General features: G+C 69.9%; 21 protein-coding genes and 1 pseudogene. 8 read left to right on the plus strand and 14 right to left on the minus strand.

The window, feature by feature from the left end; translation table 11 throughout:
* Positions 1-209: 209 nt before the first annotated feature.
* Positions 210-575: an integrase core domain-containing protein gene (locus ACZ6TI_RS46875; protein WP_465351801.1), complete on the plus strand. Its 366-nt coding sequence runs from the start codon at positions 210-212 to the stop codon at positions 573-575.
* A 589-nt stretch (positions 576-1,164) separates the two neighbouring features.
* On the opposite strand, the gene ACZ6TI_RS46880 is transcribed toward ACZ6TI_RS46875, so the two are convergent.
* Entirely contained in the window at positions 1,165-1,512 is a 348-nt protein-coding gene (locus ACZ6TI_RS46880) for a VOC family protein (protein ID WP_465351802.1), read from the minus strand.
* 341 nt (positions 1,513-1,853) lie between these two features.
* Between ACZ6TI_RS46880 and ACZ6TI_RS46885 the strand changes: the two genes are divergently transcribed.
* From ACZ6TI_RS46885 to ACZ6TI_RS46895, 3 genes are all read left to right on the plus strand, one after another.
* The gene (locus ACZ6TI_RS46885; RefSeq protein WP_465351803.1) at positions 1,854-3,035 is read left to right on the plus strand and encodes an MFS transporter; all 1,182 of its coding nucleotides are present in this window, start codon (positions 1,854-1,856) and stop codon (positions 3,033-3,035) included.
* A complete protein-coding gene (locus tag ACZ6TI_RS46890; protein ID WP_465351804.1) occupies positions 3,032-5,743 on the plus strand; it encodes an ATP-binding protein in 2,712 nt (903 codons plus the stop codon). Before ACZ6TI_RS46885 ends, ACZ6TI_RS46890 begins: the two co-directional genes overlap by 4 nt.
* Positions 5,744-5,845: 102 nt before the next feature.
* On the plus strand, positions 5,846-6,817 hold the full coding sequence (locus ACZ6TI_RS46895; RefSeq protein ID WP_465351805.1) for an alpha/beta fold hydrolase: 972 nt from the start codon (positions 5,846-5,848) through the stop codon (positions 6,815-6,817).
* A gap of 224 nt (positions 6,818-7,041) precedes the next feature.
* Here ACZ6TI_RS46895 and ACZ6TI_RS46900 read toward each other — a convergent pair whose 3' ends face one another.
* From ACZ6TI_RS46900 to ACZ6TI_RS46945, 10 genes and pseudogenes are all read right to left on the minus strand, one after another.
* Positions 7,042-7,194, minus strand: coding sequence for a hypothetical protein (locus ACZ6TI_RS46900; protein ID WP_465351854.1), 153 nt, complete (start codon positions 7,192-7,194; stop codon positions 7,042-7,044).
* A 65-nt stretch (positions 7,195-7,259) separates the two neighbouring features.
* Entirely contained in the window at positions 7,260-7,589 is a 330-nt protein-coding gene (locus ACZ6TI_RS46905; RefSeq protein WP_465351855.1) for a hypothetical protein, read from the minus strand.
* 4 nt (positions 7,590-7,593) lie between these two features.
* Positions 7,594-7,992: pseudogene (locus ACZ6TI_RS46910) on the minus strand (integrase catalytic region); the annotation flags it as partial.
* A gap of 92 nt (positions 7,993-8,084) precedes the next feature.
* The gene (locus ACZ6TI_RS46915) at positions 8,085-8,639 is read right to left on the minus strand and encodes a DUF998 domain-containing protein (RefSeq protein ID WP_465351851.1); all 555 of its coding nucleotides are present in this window, start codon (positions 8,637-8,639) and stop codon (positions 8,085-8,087) included.
* Positions 8,640-8,756: 117 nt separating this feature from the next.
* Complete coding sequence (locus ACZ6TI_RS46920) at positions 8,757-8,984, minus strand: hypothetical protein (RefSeq protein WP_465351806.1); 228 nt, start codon at positions 8,982-8,984, stop codon at positions 8,757-8,759.
* Between the two features lie 53 nt (positions 8,985-9,037).
* Entirely contained in the window at positions 9,038-9,550 is a 513-nt protein-coding gene (locus ACZ6TI_RS46925) for a hypothetical protein (RefSeq protein ID WP_465351807.1), read from the minus strand.
* An 80-nt stretch (positions 9,551-9,630) separates the two neighbouring features.
* Positions 9,631-9,816 carry a hypothetical protein gene (locus ACZ6TI_RS46930; protein ID WP_465351808.1) on the minus strand — a complete coding sequence of 62 codons (186 nt, stop codon included), beginning with the start codon at positions 9,814-9,816 and terminating at the stop codon, positions 9,631-9,633.
* Positions 9,817-10,262: 446 nt separating this feature from the next.
* Positions 10,263-10,706, minus strand: a complete 444-nt coding sequence (locus ACZ6TI_RS46935) for a hypothetical protein (protein WP_465351809.1) — start codon at positions 10,704-10,706, stop codon at positions 10,263-10,265.
* A complete protein-coding gene (locus ACZ6TI_RS46940) occupies positions 10,703-11,254 on the minus strand; it encodes a hypothetical protein (RefSeq protein WP_465351810.1) in 552 nt (183 codons plus the stop codon). Before ACZ6TI_RS46940 ends, ACZ6TI_RS46935 begins: the two co-directional genes overlap by 4 nt.
* Positions 11,255-11,335: 81 nt before the next feature.
* On the minus strand, positions 11,336-12,529 hold the full coding sequence (locus tag ACZ6TI_RS46945) for an FAD-dependent oxidoreductase (RefSeq protein WP_465351811.1): 1,194 nt from the start codon (positions 12,527-12,529) through the stop codon (positions 11,336-11,338).
* Between the two features lie 81 nt (positions 12,530-12,610).
* Here ACZ6TI_RS46945 and ACZ6TI_RS46950 point away from each other — a divergent pair, with 81 nt between their 5' ends.
* Positions 12,611-15,325, plus strand: a complete 2,715-nt coding sequence (locus tag ACZ6TI_RS46950; protein WP_465351812.1) for a helix-turn-helix transcriptional regulator — start codon at positions 12,611-12,613, stop codon at positions 15,323-15,325.
* 86 nt (positions 15,326-15,411) lie between these two features.
* Here ACZ6TI_RS46950 and ACZ6TI_RS46955 read toward each other — a convergent pair whose 3' ends face one another.
* Positions 15,412-15,906 (minus strand): helix-turn-helix domain-containing protein, encoded by a 495-nt coding sequence (locus ACZ6TI_RS46955; protein WP_465351813.1) that lies wholly within the window; start codon positions 15,904-15,906, stop codon positions 15,412-15,414.
* Between the two features lie 478 nt (positions 15,907-16,384).
* On the opposite strand from ACZ6TI_RS46955, the gene ACZ6TI_RS46960 reads away from it, so the two are divergent.
* A complete protein-coding gene (locus ACZ6TI_RS46960; protein WP_465351814.1) occupies positions 16,385-16,978 on the plus strand; it encodes a hypothetical protein in 594 nt (197 codons plus the stop codon).
* Positions 16,979-16,988: 10 nt separating this feature from the next.
* Positions 16,989-17,321 carry a hypothetical protein gene (locus tag ACZ6TI_RS46965; protein WP_465351815.1) on the plus strand — a complete coding sequence of 111 codons (333 nt, stop codon included), beginning with the start codon at positions 16,989-16,991 and terminating at the stop codon, positions 17,319-17,321.
* 254 nt (positions 17,322-17,575) lie between these two features.
* On the opposite strand, the gene ACZ6TI_RS46970 is transcribed toward ACZ6TI_RS46965, so the two are convergent.
* Positions 17,576-17,983 (minus strand): ATP-binding protein, encoded by a 408-nt coding sequence (locus tag ACZ6TI_RS46970; protein ID WP_465351816.1) that lies wholly within the window; start codon positions 17,981-17,983, stop codon positions 17,576-17,578.
* Between the two features lie 291 nt (positions 17,984-18,274).
* Between ACZ6TI_RS46970 and ACZ6TI_RS46975 the strand changes: the two genes are divergently transcribed.
* Positions 18,275-20,299 (plus strand): SpoIIE family protein phosphatase, encoded by a 2,025-nt coding sequence (locus ACZ6TI_RS46975; RefSeq protein ID WP_465351817.1) that lies wholly within the window; start codon positions 18,275-18,277, stop codon positions 20,297-20,299.
* Between the two features lie 306 nt (positions 20,300-20,605).
* On the opposite strand, the gene ACZ6TI_RS46980 is transcribed toward ACZ6TI_RS46975, so the two are convergent.
* The gene (locus ACZ6TI_RS46980) at positions 20,606-20,989 is read right to left on the minus strand and encodes an SLATT domain-containing protein (protein ID WP_465351818.1); all 384 of its coding nucleotides are present in this window, start codon (positions 20,987-20,989) and stop codon (positions 20,606-20,608) included.
* Positions 20,990-21,189: the final 200 nt, after the last annotated feature.

A 21,189-nucleotide genomic window follows, 5' to 3' on the forward strand; every position in this document is an offset into this window, starting at 1 on the left:
CTCAGGACGTTTGTTGCAGTCCTTCCTAACCGCAGGCCGCGCAGCGGTGGAGCGCTCTGGCCTTGCCCGCACCGAAGCCGGCAGACGGCTGTGTATTTCGGCGTGTGGGTCCGGCGGCCGGTAATAGGTTCCGGCCATGTCTGGGTGGCTCAGCAGGCCCGCAACTTGATGATGGACCTGGGGGAGCGGGCCGGACGTGGGTACGCACCGTGCGCCGGGAGTGTCTGGACCGGATGCTGATCTACCACCCTCGGCACCTGCTGGCCGTCCTGGGCGAGTTCGTCGAGCACTATAACGAGCACCGACCCCACCAAAGCAGTCGCCAAACGCCCACCCGCCGCCACGGACACCGGGCCGGACCTCGTCGTTCTCGCCTCGGCGCGGGTCCGCCCGATCGAGTTGCCCTGCGCCCCCGGAGAATCCGGCCCGTTGTGCGACCGGGCCGCCGCGGTCGCCGACGTGACCAAGCGATTCGGCGCGGAGGAACACAAGCCCAGACAACCCAAACGGGCAGCGCAGGACTGCTCGCGGCACGAATCGCTGCGACTAGCCGTGTTGTGGGTGCCCGGCATTAGCGAAGAAGGAGGCCAATACCCTCTTGATAGGGGGTCGGAGGCGCCTAACCATTGGTTCGCACCGCGGGTCGCCCGCCTCCGACCCGTCACCACCCTGAGAAGCGCCCACAGATGCGGATGGCCGTTTCACGTGCAGCCGCATGCGCCCGGCTCTGTGCTGAAGCTGCGGACCACGAAGCTGTCACTTGGAGTAGGTGTCGGTGGGTCAACGCGTCGTTCGACTCGTGCGCGGTGCGGGGTGCTTGCTTGAGGGTTCTTGGCGCGGGACGTGGGTGGGGTTTGGCCGTTACTGGCCACCAGATCTGCCTGCAGACCACGCCGTCACCCGCTACTGCCACATGGTGTCGCGGCCGATGGTCGACGTCGGCCGGAACATCGCTGTCGGGCAGGTCATCGGGCTGGTCGGCTCAAGCGGCCATTCCAGCGGCCCGACCGACTGCCGTCACGGCCACCAACGGACTACGTCGATGGACCGCCCGAAACACGTCGTCCGCGGACTCCCGGAGCATCAGCAGTCGAATGTGGAGCAGCGGCCCGACATTCATCCGGATGAACCTCGACGTCGGCGGCGAGGTGAGCGGGCCGGCAATTATCTTGTCGTGGTGACCTCTCCGCCGATTCCGGTTTCGTTGCCGTCGTTGTCGTGGAAAACGTACTTCCAGACTGGATCGTGCTTCTGGACGTCGACCGGCTCCAAGCCTCTTTCGGAGATCTTCGCGACTTCGGCGACCGGGTCGTCGACCCAAATCATGCTGACGGCTCCGCCGGCCCGGACCGTGTCCTGGATGATGTAGACGTAGCGGTCCTCGGCCAGCTGCCACACTGCCTCGATGTCGTTCGGGTAGAAGGCCGGTTCAATGCCGAGCAGCCGCTTGTACCAGTCCAGGGCGCTGGCATAGTCACGTACCGGAATGCCCGCAAATATTCCTGTTGCCATTTCTGTCCCCCCTTCAGTCGATGTCGGTCCCTGGGGCCACGCCGTTTCGCCTTTGGAGGGTTTGCGCGGTCGACAAGTCTATCGTGATGGCTTTCGCGGTGGCCGAGTGGAATAGTTGCGTCACCTGGTAGTGGTCGCGGGCGCGGTCCATCTGTGCCGCTCTGCAACCTCCGGCGCTGTGGGTCGCCGAACTCGACAATCGGCGGACGCCGGCGACTCAGTTCGCCCTGTGCGCGATCCGGGCGGTGCGTGGCTGGTGTCGATGCCGCGGAGGTGGGCGCGTGACCAGGTTGGGATCGAGGCCGACGGCCGGTCAGGGCCGGGGTCGGCGTTCCACTTTGGTGTTGTGCTGGGCTATTCTCATCCTCGAGGGCTACGACATTGTCGTGTACGGGGCGGCCGTTCCGGCCTTGCTCGGGGCTGCCGGCTGGGGGCTGGGCGAACGGGAGATCGGGTTGCTCGGGTCGGTGGCCCTGGTCGGGATGCTGTTCGGCGCCATTCTGGCGGGCCCGTTCGCCGATGGCCGTGGACGCCGGCCGGTGCTGCTGAGTGGCGTCGTGGTCTTCAGTCTCGGCATGCTGGTGTGCGCGGCCGCTCCCACTCCGTTGGTCTTCGGGGGCGGCCGCCTGGTGGTCGGGCTCGGGGCCGGGGTGTTGCTGCCGGTCGCCGCGGCGTTCGTGGCCGAGTTCGCGCCGCCGGGCCGCCGCAACCTCTATCAGGGTGTCGTGTTCGGTGGGATCGGGGTCGGTGGGGCGCTGAGCGCGCTGGCGGCGATCGCGTTGGCCGGCAGCGGGTTCCGCGCGATGTTCGTCGTCGGAGTGCTGCCGGCTCTGGTGCTCGTCCCGGTGTTGGTGCGCCGGCTGCCCGAGTCGGATGAGTTCCTGGTCGCCCGCGAGAGTGCCGCCGGGCTGCGCTCCAGCCGCGCGGAGTCCTGGCGGCTGCTCGTCAGCCGCGGTTACGTAGCTCGGACGGTGTTGTTCTGGACGGCGACATTCCTGAGCCTGCTGGTCCTGTTCGGCGCGTACACGTGGCTGCCTCTGCTGATGAACCGGGCCGGGTACGACCTGGGATCGTCGTTGGGGTTCCTGCTGGTGCTCAACGTGGGTGTCGTTGCCGGTTCGCTGACGTCTTCCCGGCTGGCCGACCGGTTCGGGGCGCGGCGGGTGATCGTCGGATCGTTCGTGTCGGCGAGCGCCGCCTTCGCGGTGCTCGCTCATGCCCCGCCGATGCTGGCCGGCTATGCCTTGGTGGCGATCGTGGGCGCCGGTGCGGTCAACGCGCAGTTCCTGGTGAACGCCTATGTCGCCGTCTCGTACCCGACTTTGCATCGTGGCACTGCCGTGGGCGCCGCGCTCGGCGTGGGACGGCTCGGGGGTGTGCTCGGACCGGTGTATGGAGGCTGGTTGCTCGCCGAGCAGTTGCCGATCGCGGCCGGGTTCTACGGGTTTGCTCTGCCGGCGTTGCTGGCGGCGGCTGTCGTTGTGGGCTTCCGTAAAACTCCACGTCCCGAGGTGGCGACATGAGACCCGCAGTGTTGATCGGCCGCGAGCGCGAGATCGAGCGGCTGACCGAGCTTGTCGACGGCGTCCATCGCCAGGGCGGTGCGCTGCTCGTTCGGGGTGAAGCGGGCATCGGCAAGACCGCCCTGCTGGCGAACGGCGCGGCGCTGGCGGGTGAGGCGGGCATGCGGGTGCTCACCGCGGTCGGCGCCGAGTCCGAAGTGCATCTTCCGTATGCTGGTCTCCATCAGATTCTTCATCCGATTCGTTCGAGCGTCGGCATGTTGTCGGCGTCGCAGCGCGACGCGGTGCAGGCGGCGCTGGGTGAGACCGACCGGGTGGCGCCGGATGCCTATCTGGTCGGCCTGGCCGTGTTGAACCTCCTGGCCGACGTCGCCGCCCATGCCCCGGTTATGGTCATCGCCGAGGATGCGCATTGGCTGGATCGGTCCAGTGCTGATGTCCTCGGCTTCGTGGCGCGGCGAGTGCAGTCGGAGCCGATCGTGATGCTGGCTGCTGTTCGTGAGGGGGTCGCGTCGCCGCTGGACGACGCCGGCCTGCCGACGTTGAGCGTTGGGCGGCTGTCCGGGGAAGCCGCGGCCGGCCTGCTCGATGCGGTTGCGCCCGGCCTCGACCCGCCGGTCCGCCGGCGGCTGCTGGACGAGGCCGCCGGCAACCCGCTGGCGCTGACCGAATTATCCGGCGTCAGGCAGGCATCTGAGGGACGGATGCCGCTGACGGCTCGCCTCGAGCGGGCTTTCAGCGCCAGAGTGTCCGAGCTGCCCGCCGCTACCCGCACGGTGCTGCTGGTCACCGCGCTCAACGACAGCACCTCCGTCGCCGAGGCGCTGGAGGCCGGCGCGCTCGCTGTCGGCGCCGAGCTGGACATCACCGTCCTGGCGCCCGCCGTCGAGGCGCGACTGGTCGACCTCGGCGCCGGCACGGTGTCGTTCCGTCACCCGCTCATGCGCTCGGCGATTCCGCAGACCGCAGGCCTTGCCGAACGTCAGGCGGCGCACGCCGCGCTGGCCGAGGCATCTCGCGGGCAGCCCGATCGGCGAGCCTGGCACCGGGCGTCCGCCGCGGCCGGTCCGGACGAGAGCATCGCCGCTGAGCTGGAGGCGACCGCGAACCGGGCGCAGCGTCGTGGCGGAGTGGGCGCCGCGGTCGCGGCGCTGGAACGGGCGGCATGGCTCAGCGCCAGTCTGGCACGCAGGGCCGAGCGGCTGCTGCGAGCAGCCGACCTCGCGGTCGAGTCGGGCCGTCGAGATGTCGTCGTGGGACTGCTGGAGCAGGTGTCGCAATTGGAGCTCTCGGCGCAGCAGCGTGCGCGGGCGGTGTGGATCCGAGGCAGCTTCGACGACGGTATGCGCGATGACAGCGTGGGCCCGTTCGAGCTGGCACAGCTCGCCGAGTCGGTGGCCACGGAAGGCGACGTAGACCTGGTGATGCGGATCCTGTGGAGCGCGGCCCTGCGGTGCTTCTGGGCCGAGCCCGGCCCGGCGGTGCGGCAACACATCGTCACCGTGGCGGAGGCACTGCCGATCGGCGAACTGGACCCACGGTTACTGGCGATTCTCGCGTACGCGGCGCCCGTCGAGCGGGGCACGACGGTCATCCACCGCCTGGCGGGCCTGGCCGCGCGGCCGAGTGGCGACCCGCAGGTCGAACGCCTGCTCGGCACCGCCGCCTTGCTGGTGGGCGCGTTCGACCTGGCGGTGCGCTTGTCGGCGGCCTCGGTTGCCGGTCTTCGCACGCAGGGTCGGCTCGGGTTGCTGGCCCGGGCGCTCGGGGCGCAGGCGTGGAGCGCGGGGCGGTTGGCCGACCTCAGCGTGGCCATCCCTGCCGCGGAGGAGGCGAGCCGGCTGGCCCGGGAAACCACGCAGCCGTTCCTGCACGCGATGGTGCGAGCGTCCGAGGCCGAGATCGCGGCGCTTCGCGGCGACACAGATCGTGCCGATCGGCTCGCATCGGAGGCCGAGCAGGAGAGCCTCGCAGCGGGCGCGCGTCCGGTGCTGGCCACTGTGCAGGCCGCGCGTGGCCTGGCCGCGCTCAGCGACGGGCGCTACGGCGACGCGTTCGCGCACCTTCGGCGCATGCACGATCCGGCTGATCCGGCGTACCAGGTCGCGTTGCGCTGCTATTCGGTCGCGGAGCTCGCCGACGCGGCCGTCCGGAGCGGCCAGGCCGAGGCGGTCCGGGACGTCATGGAGGGCCTGGAGACGGTGGCGGCGACGACATCGTCGCCGGCGTTGCACGCCGGCCTGCGCTACGCCCGCGCCGTCCTGGCCGGAGACGAAAATGCCGAGAAGCTGTTCGAGGTCGCCCTGGGCGCGGACCTGACCGGGTTCTCCTTCGTACGTGCGCGGACCCAGCTTGCCTTCGGCGAGTGGTTACGTCGTCAACGCCGAGCGGCGGACTCCCGCCGGCACCTGCGTGCGGCCCGCGAGACGTTCGACGCGCTCGGAGTGATCCCGTGGAGCGACCGGGCACGGCAGGAGCTGCGCGCCGCCGGTGAGGTGAGTCCGCATCGCAGCCCGGACGCCCGCGACCAGCTCACCGCGCATGAGCTCCACATCGCCCAGTTGGCCGCCGAAGGCCTGACCAACCGCCAGATCGGCCAGCGGCTCTACCTGTCGCACCGCACCGTGAGCACCCACTTGCATCGGATCTTCCCGAAGCTGGGCATCACGTCGCGGTCCGCGCTGGGCGCTGCCCTCCAGCATGTCTGACACCCCGTGACGTACACACCCACCGTCATCCGGCGTTAGCGAGGGCGAGGGCGTCATTCCTACGGTTTGCCTACATCCAGTACGGCGACCAAGGAGGTCCTCATGGACACATCGGCACGACTGTCCACCCCCCACGGCCCCGGCACCGTCTCGCAGGCGCCGAATCTTCCGGCCGAATTCACCGACACGTTCACCAGCCGGTACGTCGACACCGGCGACGTGCGTCTGCACGCCGTCGCCGGCGGAGACGGGCCGCCGCTGCTGCTGGTGCACGGCTGGCCGCAGACCTGGTACGCCTGGCGCCTGCTGATGCCCGCCCTGGCCCGGGACTTCCGAGTCATCGCCGTCGACCAGCGCGGCATCGGGCTGTCGGACAAGCCCGAAGACGGTTACGACACCGGCACTCTCGCCCGCGACCTGGTCGGACTGATGGATGCGCTCGGCCACCAGCGGTTCGCAGTGGTGGGCCACGACACCGGGTTCGCGATCAGCTATGCGCTGGCCGCGGATCACCCGGACCGGGTCGCCTGCGTCGCGCTCGCCGAGATTCCCGGCCCGCCCGGCGCGGCTCCCTCGCCGCCGCTGTTCGTTCCAGGTCAGGTCAACGACCGGCTCTGGCACATCCCGTTCAACCGGGTGGACAAGGTGCCGGAGCAGCTCGTGTCGGGCCGGGAGGACATCTTCTTCGGCTACGAGTTCGCCATCCAGGGCGGGAACGTGCCCGACGACGCGGTCGACTACTACGTCCGCCTGCTGTCGAACGCCGAGGCGCTGCACGGCAGCTTCGGCTTCTACCGGGCATTCGACGACACCGTGAAGCAGAACGTGCAGCGCACGAAGCGGCATCTGAGCATGCCCGTCCTGGCCATCGGTGGGGAGGCGAGCTACGGCGGGCACGTCGCGGAGGTGATGGAGACCATCGCGGACGACGTGCGAGGCGTGGTCGTCCCGGGTGCCGGGCACTGGCTCGCCGAGGAGGCGCCCGAGCAGATGCTCGCGGCGCTGGCCGCCTTCCTGGCTCCGTACCGGGACACCCCTGCCGGGGCGAGCCTGCCCCGGCCGCCGGCCAGATGACCAGGCGTGGGCTGATCAGCGTGGCGGGCACGGGAGCGCTGGCGCTAAGCCTGGGTTGCGCCGCGCTGCCCGCCACAGCGGCGCCGGCGGCCGCCCCAAACCGGCGGTTCGCCGTGGTCGGCCACGACACGGGAATGCCGATCGGTCACGCGCTGGCCGCGGATCACCCGGAGCGCGTCCAGCGGCTGGCCGTCGCCGAGGCCGCCCTTCCGGGCGTCGGGTCCTCACCCGACATGGTCCACGTACTCGCCGATCACCGCGAGGACGTGTCGCTCGTGGTAGATCAGCAACCGGTCGGTGCACTCGGCACGCAGGCTACGACCCCACCGTTCGATGAAGCAGTTCGCCCGCGGTGTCTGTGGCGGGATCTTGACCACGGTGATGCCCTCGGCGGTGAAGACCTCGTCGAACGCGGCGCTGTACTTGCCGTCCCTATCTCTGGTCAGGAAACGAACCGGCCGGCACGGTCGCCGAGGTCCATGACAAGGTTGCGGGCCTGCTGGACGACCCAGGCGTGGTCCGGGTTGGCGGTGACCCCGAGCAGGTGGACGCGGCGGGTGGTCACCTCCATGACCACGAGCACGTAGAGCCGCTTGAGCAGGATCGTGTCGACGTGGAAGAAATCGATGGCCAGCAGACCGTGGGCTTGCGCGCGCAGGAACGTCCGCCAACTGGTGTCCACTCCACGGGGTGCCGGGCCCGAGCCGCCCAGCGGCCAGGATGCGGCGGACCGTGCCCGCGCCGACCCGATGGCCCAGCCGTAGCAGCTCACCTTGAATGCGCCGATGTCCCCATCGGGGGTTCTCTCGGGCGAGGCGTCGGATCAGGTCGCGGATCTCGTCGCTGACCGGTGGCCGGCCGGTCTTACGTGGGTGGGTCCAGTGGCGGCGCAGCAGTCGCCGGTGCCAGGCCAGCAGGGTGGCCGGGGTGACCAGCCGGTAGGCCCGGACCGTGGTGGGTAGCAGGCGGGCCAGCGCGGACAGGATGGCCCGGTCCGGCCAGGACAACCGGGGCCGGCCGTTCAGCTGTCGGCGCAGCACCGCCACCTCATGGCGCAGGGCGAGGACCTCGGCCAGCACCGCGGTATCGCTTCGAACCAGCAGCCCCAGAGCACCGACGAGCCGGATCATCATCAGGTACAGCAGTCGAATCAACACACCGATGATCGTTACCATTAACCGGGAAATCCCAGCTCACCGTGTGTGCGACGAGTTCTGGCACGGTACAGGCAACCCGCGCGGCTGTGCCGTCGTCGGTGGCGGCGGTGTCACCTTGGGTGAGGCGACTCCGTTGTTGGCGCTGTCCCACTTGGGGCCGCGGGTGTTGTTGTCATTCGCACCGGCTTGCGTAGCGCCAGCTGGACAGCGGTCACCAGCACCCAGGTCGACGACAGCACCAGGAACCCGCGCTGGGTAATGCCGAAGCCACCAACCGCGTTGCTGGTGAGTACCGCGACCGTTGCCGCGCCGAGCAGCACGGCGACCACCATCTCGACGCGGCCGCGCGAGCGCGACAGCAGCACCGCCCCGACCGGGATGACGAGGAACGCCACGGTGCCAAGGACGTTGTGGATACCGCCGCTCGTAGTGGTCTCACCGCCCACGTCGATGGGGAAGAACGCCTGCACTACCTTCGCCAGGCCGTACACCGCAAGCAGCGCAAGACCCACGAACGAGCGTCGCGGGCCGGTCAGGTAGAGCGCGGCCGTCAGCGCCAGCGCCCCTAGCCCGACGGCAAGCGTCGCGAGCACCTTGAGGATGCCGTGGTCGCCGACGGCGTAATCGCTAACCGGGTCGATGGCCGGGTCCGAAGGCCGCCGCATCACCACGACCGGCTGCTGACCAGTCCACCGCGGCGAAGATACACAGTACCAACGCCCAGAAGGCCGCCGGACCAACCAGAACCAGGACGTACCATCGCAAGCCGATGCGCCGGCGGATCAATCGGCATCCCAACTCGCGCAACCCCGCCGGCCGCCCCACAACGCGTCGGCGAGGACCGCCGCGACCGCCGGCCCACAGGTCCAGAAGTCCCCGAGGGCCACTGGCAGCTCGCTGTCGAGGTATCCCTCCGATATCAATGCCCGCGGCACCCATACGAACCAGGTGATGGCATATGCGAGGACGAAGAACGCCGTCACCGGATACCGTCGGACCGGTCCCGTCATGCGCGCACGTATCACTCTGGGCGGTCCGGCCGGACCAGCCGTGCCGGCACGGGTCACCTTGGGCGCCGGATCCGCAGGCGCCACACGAAGGTCAGGATCGCACCGGACATCACCAGGAACGCGCCGCTGTACCAGAGCGGGACGGCGGTGAGCAGCTTCGTGCTGTTGGTGATGTAGGTCGCATAGTGCAGCGGCAGGCTCGCCGTGATGTAGACGAGGATCACCGTGAGGACCACCTTCTGCCGGGTGCCGGTGAAGGCGACGTAGCGCCGCGACAGCCAGCCCGCGACGGCGGCGTACGTCATGACGACGGCGAAGACCTTGTCGAGCGTGGGCGTCACGACGTGGGTCACCACGTACGCGTCGTCGGCGATCAGCAGCCGGGTCAGGTGCAGGTACAGGCCGGTGATGAGGGTGATCGCGGCCGCCTGCTTGAAGAAGTAGCCGCCGCCGTCGAAGGCGGTCCGGCGCCACGCGGCGATGGGCCGGGCGGTCGTGGGCCAGGTGACGGTGGATCGCGTGGCCGCGGGCCGTCTCGCGGCGCTGAGCGTGTGTTCGGTGGACATTGCGGTCGCTCCTCCGGTGTGTGGTGTGTTCGTGACGCTCACAGCCTGCCGGCCCAGGCACCGGGATCGAATCCGTGACCTCACCAGTCTCCGCGGCCGCCGGCCAGGGACACCAGCCGCCGCAGAACCGCCGGCTCCTGCAGCAGACCGCGCGCACCGGCCGCGGCGCCGCCAGGGATGCGCGCCACGGCCTCGGGCGTGTTGTGGGTGCCTTCGTCGATGACGGCTATGCCGTCGCCGGTACCAGCCTGTCCCCCTGCCCGCACGGCCGTGGTTCTGTCCACTCTCCGCGTTCCCAGCCGGGCGCCTGGCCCGCCGTCGCAAGCTAGGGCCGCGCCCAGCGGAACGGGACCGGCATGCTCGCCCACTCATCGCCGATCGGCTCACGCCGCTACCCGGACTCACGATCGACTCGGGCGGACCCATGCAGCACAGTTGCATGAGACTCCGCGACGCTCGCCTCGCACGAGACGGTGACCCCGTTGCGCGTATCCCAACTGACCCGATCTCGCCCATTCCTCGAGACGTGGCTGCTGCACGAAACCCAAGGATCGACACCGGCATTCGGTGCGACTGGTCCATCCGCCGGAGGCGCGGGCCGGTCGCGTCGTCGAGGATCAAGGAAGGGGTGAGGCTCGCTGGAAGGGGCGGCAAGGGTAGGCCGCCCGCGGCCCGATCCGACCGCCCGGGGAGGGGCGGCGGACCACCGCTGTCAGGCCATCGTCTCCTCGGTGACCTTTCGGTCTACCATGCGCGCGGCACAAACCGCGTGGGCGAGGACGAAGAGGACGTGTGCGGCGGTCGCGAGGATGCCCATCGGTACAGCGTCGAAGGCCGTGAAGCTGGCCCAGAACAACAGGTTGGCTCCGCCGAGCAGCACGTGCACGGCCAGTCCAAAGGTGTGCCAGAAGCGTCGCAGGTCGCGCGTGGCCGTGGTGAGGAAGAGTAATCCGACCAGCACGGCGAGGCCGTGCGCCTCGAACCATCCGAGCGTGTACGGCGAGTCCGCGAAGATGTCGGCGTAGGCGCCCGCGCCCGCGAAGTGCGCGAGCAGCTCCAGCAGGATCTGCGCGGCGCCGACGAGGGCGAGGAACAGCCCGTCGGCGAGCACGACCGTGCGCCGCGCCCGCCGGGTCGTATCGATGGTCGTGGTCACGAGGTCGCCGCCGACTCTGTCGCGGCGGCTGGAGCGACTGATCGTGGCTTCCACACGATCGCGAACAACTCGAGCCCGGCCAGACCAGCGTGGATCGGGAGACTGATCAGACCGACGCGGCCCTCGGCGACCTGAGCGAAAACCCCGGCGAACAACAGATTTCCGATGATCAGCGGTATGTGGGCGAGCATTCCGACCACATTGAACAGGCGGGGCCGCGGCTGGGTCGACCCGATCCATAGGGCAACGCCAATGACGAACATCAACGTGTACGCCTGGTAGAGCCCGCCGAAGCCGAGCGGCTGGTCGGGCAGCATGCCGTACATACCCGTGCCGGTGTTGTAGCCGATCGTGATGATGACCGTCGACACGGTCGTGACGACGAACAGGAGAGTGCCGTGCACGCGGAGCACGATCTTGCGCAGGCGGTCGCCGCGTACGCCCCGGGGGGACGTGGTGCCGGAGTCAGAGGCGGTGCCGCGCCGAACGGCGATGGGCCGGGCGGTCGTGGACCGGGTGGTGGCGCTGAGCGCGTGTTCGGTGGACACTGTGGTCGCTCCTCTAAGTAGTGGTGTGTTCGTGATGCTCCACAGCCTGCCGGCCAGGGCAGCCGGATCGAATCCGTGACCTCACCAGTCGCCGCGGGACACCAGCCGTCGCAGAACCGCCGGATCCTCCTGCTGCAGACCGCGCGCGCCGGCCGCGGCGGCGCCCGGAATGCGCGCCACGGCCGCCAGCAACCGGTCTCGGACGGCCCGGGCCAACGACCCGCGGGTCGCCGCCAGCCGGGCCAGCATGCTCGCCCGCCGCTGTACCCGGGCCACGGCCGGGCGTCGGCGAGCCGCGTAGGCCGCGAGGCCGGCAGCGAGCGACGGGGACCGGGAGATCTCGGCCACCAGGACGGCAGCATCGACGAGCGCGCTGTTCGCGCCCTGCCCGACCGTCGGGGCCATGGCGTGCGCGGCGTCGCCGAGGAGCACGAGCCGGCCGTCCACCCACCGCTGACAATGGACCGTGGTGACGTCAGTGAGGAGCAGCTCCGCCGGTGCCGGGAGGTGTTCGGCCAGTCCTGGCGCCGCGGGCAGCGCCGCCGCCCAGGCCCGGCGCAGCGCACCGGCGTCGCCCGCGGCGAGCGCGGCGACGACCGGCGGCGCGGTGGCGTCGGCGTACACATAGGTCGTCGTGGCGTCCATTGGGGCGCCGCCAAAGAGGCCGAGCGCGGTCCAGTACTCCCCCGCCAGCCCGATGTCGCCGGACGGCACGAGGCCGCGCAGGTAGCGATGGCCAGCGCCGGTCGACCGGGCGCCGAAGTCGCCCGCGCTGCGCACTGTCGAGCACGCCCCGTCGGCGGCCACCATGAGATCCGCTTCGATCGTGCTCGTCCGGCCGCGCCACACCAGGTCGACCGTGCCGTCCGGGCGCGCGGCGCTCGCCTCGGCGCCCAGCCGCAGCGTGATGCCGGGCGCCGCGTCCACCGCAGCGAGCAGGACCTCCTGAAGCCGCGATCGACGCACGGCCAGAACATGATCCAACCCCGGACCGTAGTCGGGCGGCCGCAGGTCGGCTAGGCGCGATCCGTTCGGGGAACGTAGCGCGACTTCAGTGAGGCGGTGCCCCGTCGAGCGCACCGCTGGACCGACCCCGAGCCCGTCGAGCACGGCCAGACCGTTGGGCTGTAGCAGAATCCCTGCCCCGACAGCCCTCGGCTCGGCGACGCGCTCGAGCAGCGTCACCGACGCCCCGGCCCCGGCCAGCGCCAGGGCGGCCGCGGCGCCGCCAACACCGGCGCCGATCACAACGACGTCGCATTCGTCCAGCTTCATCCGATCAGCCTGCGGCAGCTGCGGCGACCGCCGCATCCGTGACCTCCACAGTCGGCCGCCCGGTGTCCTACGATCGACTACATGCTGCGCGGTCGGCACGCCGAGTGCGCCCGGCTGGACCGCATGCTCGTCGACGCCCGGGCGCAACGCAGCTCGGCGCTCGTCATCCGGGGCGAGCCCGGCGTGGGCAAGTCGGCGCTTCTGGACTATGCGGCCGGGCAGGCCGGCGGCCTGCGGGTGCTGCGCGGCTGCGGGGTCGAGTCCGAGGTCGAGCTGCCCTTCGCCGCCCTGCATCAGCTGCTGTACCCGGTGCGCGACCGCCTCGACACGCTGCCCGGCCCGCAGGCCGTCGCCATCCGGGCCGCGCTGGGCCTCGGCCCCGCCCATGAGCAAGACCGGTTCCTCGTCGCCGCCGGTGTGCTGACCCTCCTCGGCGAGCTGGCGACCGAGCCGGGCGTGCTGTGCCTCGTCGACGACGTGCAATGGCTCGACGGGCCCTCCGCCGACGCACTGCTGTTCTCGGCCCGGCGGCTCGACGCCGACGGCGTGGCAATCGTCTTCGCGCTGCGCGAGACGGGGGCGGAGGCGGACAGCCGGTTCCTCGGCGCGGGGTTGCCCGAGCTGAGCGTGTCCGGACTGGACAATGCCGCCGCCCACGCCCTGCTCGCCGACCATACGTCCACCCTCGACGCCGCCGTGGGAGACCGGATCGTCGCCGAGGCCGGCGGCAACCCGCTCGCGCTCACCGAACTGCCGACGCTGCTCACCGAGGCACAGCTGCGCGGTGACGAGCCACTGCCGCGGCCGCTCCCGGTCGGGGCGGAGGTCCGGCGGCTCTACGCGAGGCGGCTGCGTCAGCTCGCGCCGGGTGCCCGGCGCCTGGTCGAGATCGCGGCGGCCGACGACGCCGGGGCGCCGGCGACGCTGCTCGCCGCGGCCGGGCTCGATGACGGCCTCGGTGCCCTGAACGAGCTGGAACGCTCCGGGCTCGTCGAGGTTCGCGACGGCCATCTCGCCTTCCGGCATCCGCTGGTGCGCTCGACCGCGTACGCCGAGGCGGGCTTCGCCGGTCGGCAGGGCGCACATCTCGCGCTGGCCGCGGTCCTCGATGAGGCGACCCAGCCCGACCGGCGCGCCTGGCACTGGGCCGCCGCGACCGTCGGGACGGACGAGGACGTGGCGGCCGCCCTGGCCCGCACGGCTGGGCGGGCCGCCGCCCGAGGAGGCCCGGCCGCGGCCGGCCACGCGCTCGAGCGGGCGGCCGAGCTGACCCCTCCAGGTCCCGAGCGCGGCGGTCGTTTCCTCGCGGCGGCCACGGCGTTCTGGGCGGCCGGCGTTCCCCCGCGCGCGCTGGGCCTGCTCGACCGAGCCAGGCCCGAGCTGGATGGCGGCGGTGACTGGTCGCGGATGCTGCACCTACGCGGCCTCATCGAGCTGCGCTGCGGGATGCCGGAGGCGGCCTACGAGATCCTGCGCGACGCGGCGACGCACGCGGAGTTCGACGACGCGGGCACGGCACTGTCGGCGCTCGTGCTCGCGGGCGAGGCGGCCTCCTTCAACGGGGATGCGGCCAGGGTGGTGTCGGTGGGCGAGCGTGCGGCGCGCGTGCCAGCGGAAACCGCGACTGATCGGCTCATGGTGAGCATGCTCACGGGCACGGCGGGCATCTTCGGCGGGCGGTGGGCCGAAGGCGCCGCCGGGCTGCGGGTGGTGGTCGCGGCCGGCGAGTCCATGCAGGACCCCACCTTGCTGCTCTGGGCGGGCCGAGCTGCGCTCTACCTCGGCGACCAGACGACCTCGCGGACCCTGCACGCGCGGGCGGTCGAGCTCGCCCGGCGCTCCGGCGCCATCGGCACGCTCTGCACCGCGCTGGATCGGCTGTCCTTTTCGGATCTGTTGCTGGGCCGGCCGGCCGACGCCGCCGCGAGCGCCGACGAGGGACTGCGCCTGGCGACCCAGATCGGCCAGGTCGAGACGGCGGTGCACTACGTAAGCCTGCTCGCCTGGACGCAGGCAGTGCGCGGCGACGAGGCTGCCTGCCGCGAGCACGTCGAGCGCGCCCTGACCCTGGCCACGGCTCGCGACATCAAGCTCGTCGTCGCCCTCTGCCGATGGTCGCTCGGCCTGCTCGACCTCGGCTTCGGACGTCCGGCGCCGGCCCTGGCCCACCTGCGCGGCGTCGACCATCCCGCCATCCGGCTCTGGTCGACCCCGGACCTGGTCGAGGCGTCCGTCCGGTGTGGACAGCCCGAGGCGGCGACGGACCCGCTGGCCGCGTTCGGTCAGTGGGCCGAGATGGCCGGTGCGCACTGGGCGCTCGCCGCCGCGGCCCGCTGCCGTGGGCTGCTCGCCGAACCCGAGACGGCCACGGAGCACTACGACGAGGCGAGGCGCCGATCCGTCGATGCCGGGCTTCGGCCGTTCGACGAGGCGCGAACCCAGCTGATCTACGGCGAGACCCTGCGCCGGCTACGCCGCCGAGGCCAGTCCCGCGAGCAGCTGCGGGCGGCGCTGGAGACGTTCGAGCGGCTGGGCGCCACCCCGTGGGCCGAGCGGGCGCGGACCGAGCTGCGGGCCAGCGGCGAGACGGCCCAACGCCGAGACGGCACCGGGTTAACCGAGCTGACCCCGCAGGAGCTTCAGATCGCCCGCCTCGCCAGGGAGGGCGCCTCCAACCCCGAGATCGCGTCGGCCCTGTTCCTGAGCCGCCGCACCGTGGAGTACCACCTGCACAAGGTGTTCACGAAGCTCGGCATCGCCTCCCGGCTGGAACTCACGCGCCTCGAGCTCGCCTGACCCGACCACGATCGACGACCTCTCCCTCGCCGCTCCACCAACGACTGTCCGATCGGCGTTGACCGGCCCGGTGTCGGCCTGTCCACCTACCAGCCGCGCCGCCGCAGGCCCGCCGACGCCCGGCAACTCGACGACCACCTCGGTCTGGACCGCACCGTGCTGGCGGCGATCTGTCGGCCCAGCCTGGCGAGTTCGCCCTGGATGCGGCGGTGTCCCCAGGTTGGGTTCTCGGCGGCGAGGCGTAGCACCAGAGCGCGGATCTGCGGGTCGATCGCTGGCCGGCCGGGCCGGGCATGGGGGTATGTCCAGTGCCGGGCGAGCAGCTGGCGGTGCCAGCGGAGCACGGTGGCCGGGGTGACGAAGAACGCCGACCAGCAGGCCCGGGGGAGCAGCCGGGAAAGTGCGGCCAGCACCACGCGGTCGTCCGGGCGCAGGTCGGGACGGTGCACCTGCCGCCGCAGGACCGCCACTTGGTGGCGCAGGACCAGCAGTTCGACGTCCTTGGCCCCGCCGTCGCGGGCGAGTTGGGTCAACATCTGCAGGATTTGCCGGATGAGCAGGTACATCAGCGAGGCGCTCATGGCCGGATCCTGGCCGTCACTCGATCGATGGTCTCGCACAAACCCGCACGTCACGCAGCTGGCCGAATTCACGAGCCCCACAGGTGCGTGGGGGTCCTGTTCAGCATCAGGTCGCTTCAGCCGTCGCGAACGACTAACGGCGGAACTTGAAAGGAACGATGCGCCGCAACGCCTCGCCATTGGCTGACCTTGGGGGAGCGTTGGGGGAAGTTCCAGTCCCGGAACAGGGCGTCAGCTGACGGCATGCCGCGGCCTCTTAATCCGCGGGTTGTAGGTTCAAGTCCTACGCGGCGTACAGTGCTTCACCAGGGCGTATAGCTATCCGGCTATACGCCCTTGATCATTGGTGGGGCGCGGTGGGACATGCTCGTGACCCACGTTTTCCGCCCCGATCGGCGCCTTGACCTGTGGATCGAGGCTCTGATGGCGGCGGATTGACGTTGGGCGTCTTAGCGCTCGCGCGGAAGGGCCGCCGCTGGTGTCGGTGTACGCGTTCGACCCGGTCCGCCAGGAGGTCGTGGTCGTGTGGCCGGCAAGTGCCGGCGCACTGACGCATCTCGTCGTCCGGCTCTCGTCTGGTGTCGCCGAGGATCAGGCGCGGGAGTTGTGCGAGGCGCTGAGCCGGTTGTCGTCCGCGTTGTGGGCGGCTTATGTCCGTCCGGCGTCGGCGGCGGTCGATGACGATGAGCGCCGACGCCGCGAGGACGAACGCGACCGCTTCGACGAGGTTGCCGCGGCGCTGCGCGCACCGAATCTTCCCGACGCGGCAGGGCTGATCGACGTGTCGTACAGCCGGGTTCAGGAGTCGGCACATCGAGCGGGCCGAGCGCTGCACCGGCTGGGTCATGCCGGGCTACTCGAGGCACTGGTGGCCGAGGCGCAGGCCGAAGTCGACGCGGTGATTCGTGCGGAGCTTGGTGATCTGTCAGGGCGGGCAGTGCAGGCCGTCACGCTGGACCGGCTGGATGTGTCACCGCTGCAGGTGGCTGTCGCCGACAAGATGTTGCGGGCGGATCCGCTGGGTCGCGGGCTGCTATCCGCTGTCGTCGATCAGCGATGGCGAGATCGCTGACCTACCGGCGGTGGTCGCGCAGCGTGTCCGCTTCGAAGAATTAGTCCGGAGCCTTCCCGCCGATCAGCGGGCGGCGATGCTGGCGGCCGAGCCGGTACGCGCGACCGTGTTAGATCCGCGGCGCCCGGCTCGGGACTTGTTGGAGCATCTGCTCGCCGGCATCGAGTCCTGCCATCTGCTCTACGGCGAGCACACCGATGAGGACCACGTCTACACGGACGAAAACCCGGTACTTGAGGACCGTGACGATATCGCGGACGCCGAGCGACGCGAACAGGTTACGGAGGAGTTCACCCATCTGGTGCGGGAGCAAGCCCCGATCGTGGATGACCAATTGGATTGACATAGCGCTGCGTTACGCGGGCTGACCACCCAGGCGCCCGACCCATGGCGGACCCGTTGTGGGCACGCGAGTACCCAGAGTGACCGTCGATCGTTCCGGGTGGTATCCGGATTAGCCGATGATAGTGCGTCGCTCGGAACCAGTTCGAGGCTCCTCATGGATTACGAATCGTGTGGAGTGAATGAATAGCCTCGCTGACTATAGGCCTTGGCGGGAGCACGGCGGGGCCACGCCTGTGCGCGAATTCATCCTGGTCAGTCTGCGGTGATAGTGAATTGTGCCCAGATGTGTTTGTCTGTGTCGGTCGGGTACCAGCCGACTTCTTGGGCGAGGCGTTGCGTCAGGGTCAGGCCGAGGCCGCCGCTGCCGGGTGGGCGGTCAGGGTCGGCGGTGGGCCGGGTGGTGGGGTCGTTGTCGGTGACGTCGATGATGAGGTGCCCGTCGGCGCGTAGCAACGCGACGACGGTCGGAGGTTTGCCGTGCCGGAGGGCGTTGCCGGCCAACTCTGTCGCGGCGATCATGAGTCGTTCGGCGAGGTCGGCCAGGTCGGCGGCATTTTCCGGTGCGTAGGCGCGGACCGCGCGTTGCAGTCCGGCGCGTAAGGCTTCCAGAGCCGGTGGCCGGTCGAGGGTCCACCGTGCGATCTCCTCGTCGGGGGGCATTGGATGTCGATTCGTCCATCCCGTCATGGCCCCCTTTTATGCCCCATCAGCCCCACCATGATGCCGATCCGCGTCCTCATGATTCCCATCCGCCTTTCATCGGACCCGTGCGCCGGACGGTCCCACCTCGGGGGATGCGCGAGCCGTGAGTGGGACGGCACCACCTGTCACCTCCAGCCGCGCCACTGCGGCACCGCATCCAGGCGTAAGCCGTGAAAAGTCACCCGTCCGGTGGCCGAGGTGGGTGGTTACGCTGGTGGATGATCGCGAGCGCCGATGGGTGGGGATGCGATGAGTGCATGGCCGTCGGCGGAGCTCGTGGGTCTGCTGGAAGGTGATCCGCACGGGTGTGCCCTCGCGACAGCGGTTCGTGCCCAGGACGGTGACATCATCGACTTCACTCTCACCTACCTGAACGAAGCCGGTAGCCGGTTCCTGCAACGACCCCGCGACGAGTTGATCGGCCGAACATATCGGCAGTTATGGCCTGAGACCGTCACCGACGGAACGCTCCCGTTGTACCGGCAGGTGGTGCAGCAGCGAGTGCCGGCAGTACGCACCGTCTACTACGACCGGGCTACCGTGAGCGGTCACTTCGAAATCAGGGTCATGCCGTTCGGTGACGGATTTGTGGCCCGGTTCGTCGATCTTTCCAAGCTCACCATGGGCTCCGAGAGTGAGGGCGGCGCACGGCTCTACGACGCGCTCGACGCTGCCTTCGACGGGTTCGCGCTGCTGCGAGCCGTCCGCGACGACGACGGTGTGATCGTCGACTTCACCCGCGAGTACGTCAATCAGGTCGGTGCGAAACTCGCCGGCCGCACCGTTGAGGATCTCATCGGGAAGCGGATCGTCGCGCAGTCGTCCGGCACCGCGGAGGTCAACCTGGTGCCGCACCTGAGCACCGTCGCGGAGACCGGCGAGACGTGGCATCACCAGGTGACCTCGCCGAGCACGGCGCAGGTGTGGGAGCTCAAGGCGATCCGCGTCGACACCGGCTTCGTCGCCGTGTCCTACCGGGATGTCACCGAGCAGGTCGATCACCAGCGGCAACTCGAACACAGCGCCGCGCAGGCCCGCGCTGCGGTGCAACGGACCACCGCGCTGCAGAGTGTTACCGCGGCGCTGGTCGCCGCCAACGCCCCCGACGAGGTCTACCTGGCCATGGGCACCGTCCTTCGGCCCTCCGCTGGCGGGCACGGCCTCGCCGTCCTGCTCATCGAGCAGGGCCGGCTGGCGTTGCGGTACTCCGCCGGCTACGAGAGCCACGTCGTCGACCAGCTCAGACAGGTGCCGATGGCGCACCCGTATCCCGCAGCCGGCGTCGCCCGCACCGGGCAACCCCGCTACCTCAGCTCACCGCAGGAATTCGCCGCCGCCCAACCCGACCCGGACCGCGCCATCTCCGGTGGCAGCCGCAAGGCGTGGGCGTTCCTGCCGCTGACCACAGCTGGACAGGTCCTCGGCACGCTGGTGATCGGCTACCAGCAGCCCCGGGACTTCGACGACGACGAACGGGCCAACCTGACGGCCTTCAGCCGGCTGGCCGCCCAAGCACTCCAGCGTGCCCTGCTCTACCAAGCCCAGCTATCCATCGCCGCGGACCTGCAACGCGCACTGCTGCCCGCCGCCCTGCCCAGCATCCCCGGCGCCCAGCACGCGGTCCGCTACCTGCCCTGGACCCACGGTGCCGACGTCGGCGGCGACTGGTACGACGTCATCCACATCGACGCCGACCGGGCCGCCATCGTGATCGGTGACGTGGCCGGCCATAGCCCTCAAGCCGCGGCGACGATGGGGCAACTGCGCAGCGCGTTACGCGCCTACGCCGCTGACGGCAGCCCACCCGCCGACGTGATACGCCGTGCGAACGAGCACCTGCTGCGCTACGAACCGCAGGCCATGGCGACGTGCTGCTACCTCGAACTCCACCTGCCCAATGGCACCGCCACCGCGGTCCTCGCCGGCCACCCCCCGCCCGTCCTGCGCACCGACGACCACACCGGGCCACTGCACGTGCGACCCGGACCGCCGCTGGGCACCCGGAATGCCACCTACCGCGACCAGATACTCCCGCTGCCACCCGGATGCAGCATCGTGCTGTACACCGACGGACTCATCGAGGACCGCCGCTACACCGTCGACCGAGGCCTGACCGAACTGTCCCAAGCGATCCAGTCCGGACCCGCCAACGACCCCGCGGCTCTGCTCGAACACATCCTGAACGCCGACGTGGGCCCCAACCCGCGCAGCGACGACGTCGCCATCCTCGCCCTCACCCTCCTCACTCCACCACGCAACCCTGACCCGGACTGACGCACGACAGCGAAACCACTGTCATTTTCAACCTCCCCGGCGGAACCGATGGGTTTCTCCTCATCCTGGAGACGTCGCCTTAAAGGGAATTGACTGGCAATGGCGGAGATAGCGCGGAGGAAGGTCGCCCTGGCGGCGGACCGCTACGCAGCGTCACGGCGAGGCGAGCGGCTGACGCACGGACATGCCGATGTGAATGAGCGCGGTATGGCATTTTATATTGCGCCTGAAGTCCGTTAGAAGGGCATCGTCACGGGTGCCAGGGATCACGATCCCAGGAAGGCTAGCGCTTGGCACATCAGTTTCTCAAGCATCGGCCGCGATGTTCCGGGCCGCTTTCCGCTGACTTCTCCAGCTGCGAATCTCGTGCTCGCCTACTTCCTCGATCCGATTCTGCAGCCGATCCTTCGCGGCAGCATCTCGTTGATTCTCCGGCAAGAGTTGGTACCGGTCGATCGCCCGCCGGAGCGTCGTCCAACCCGTGGCGGCCAGCTCCCACCGTTCGGCAGGCTTGAATCCTTGTCTGAAGCCGTTGGCAAAAAGAGCTGCGCTCGCCACGAGAGTGGTAATCAACGGAGGGGCTGACAGCCCTGCGGTCACGACTGTCGCCGACGTGGCGAGGAGCGAGAACGTCTCGAGGATGTAATGCCAGCGGCGTGACACATCGCGCGTCCACTCGTAGAAGGCCAAGTCCCGTTGGGCCAAGTCCAGGCAGAGCGATCGGCAGATTCAGGGCGAGGCGACATGTGAGCATTGTGAGTGAATGAATTAAGCAGATGAAGACGGCTCGCGGTGCGATCGGTGTATATGAGGGACTACTTGCGCAATTTGCACAACGGCCCAAGGAGCGACACGCTTTTCCGCGGACCGTGCGCGGCGAGCACGGTCCC

It is taken from the genome of Actinoplanes sp. NPDC051388 (assembly GCF_055586225.1).

Coding starts and splice junctions, on each gene's coding strand:
- ACZ6TI_RS46880 (WP_465351802.1), bottom strand. CDS start 1,512: ATGGCAACAGGAATATTTGCGGGCATTCCGGTACGTGACTATGCCAGC.
- ACZ6TI_RS46890 (WP_465351804.1), top strand. CDS start 3,032: ATGAGACCCGCAGTGTTGATCGGCCGCGAGCGCGAGATCGAGCGGCTG.
- ACZ6TI_RS46895 (WP_465351805.1), top strand. CDS start 5,846: ATGGACACATCGGCACGACTGTCCACCCCCCACGGCCCCGGCACCGTC.
- ACZ6TI_RS46915 (WP_465351851.1), bottom strand. CDS start 8,639: ATGCGGCGGCCTTCGGACCCGGCCATCGACCCGGTTAGCGATTACGCC.
- ACZ6TI_RS46920 (WP_465351806.1), bottom strand. CDS start 8,984: ATGACGGGACCGGTCCGACGGTATCCGGTGACGGCGTTCTTCGTCCTC.
- ACZ6TI_RS46925 (WP_465351807.1), bottom strand. CDS start 9,550: ATGTCCACCGAACACACGCTCAGCGCCGCGAGACGGCCCGCGGCCACG.
- ACZ6TI_RS46945 (WP_465351811.1), bottom strand. CDS start 12,529: ATGAAGCTGGACGAATGCGACGTCGTTGTGATCGGCGCCGGTGTTGGC.
- ACZ6TI_RS46950 (WP_465351812.1), top strand. CDS start 12,611: ATGCTGCGCGGTCGGCACGCCGAGTGCGCCCGGCTGGACCGCATGCTC.
- ACZ6TI_RS46955 (WP_465351813.1), bottom strand. CDS start 15,906: ATGAGCGCCTCGCTGATGTACCTGCTCATCCGGCAAATCCTGCAGATG.
- ACZ6TI_RS46970 (WP_465351816.1), bottom strand. CDS start 17,983: ATGCCCCCCGACGAGGAGATCGCACGGTGGACCCTCGACCGGCCACCG.
- ACZ6TI_RS46975 (WP_465351817.1), top strand. CDS start 18,275: ATGAGTGCATGGCCGTCGGCGGAGCTCGTGGGTCTGCTGGAAGGTGAT.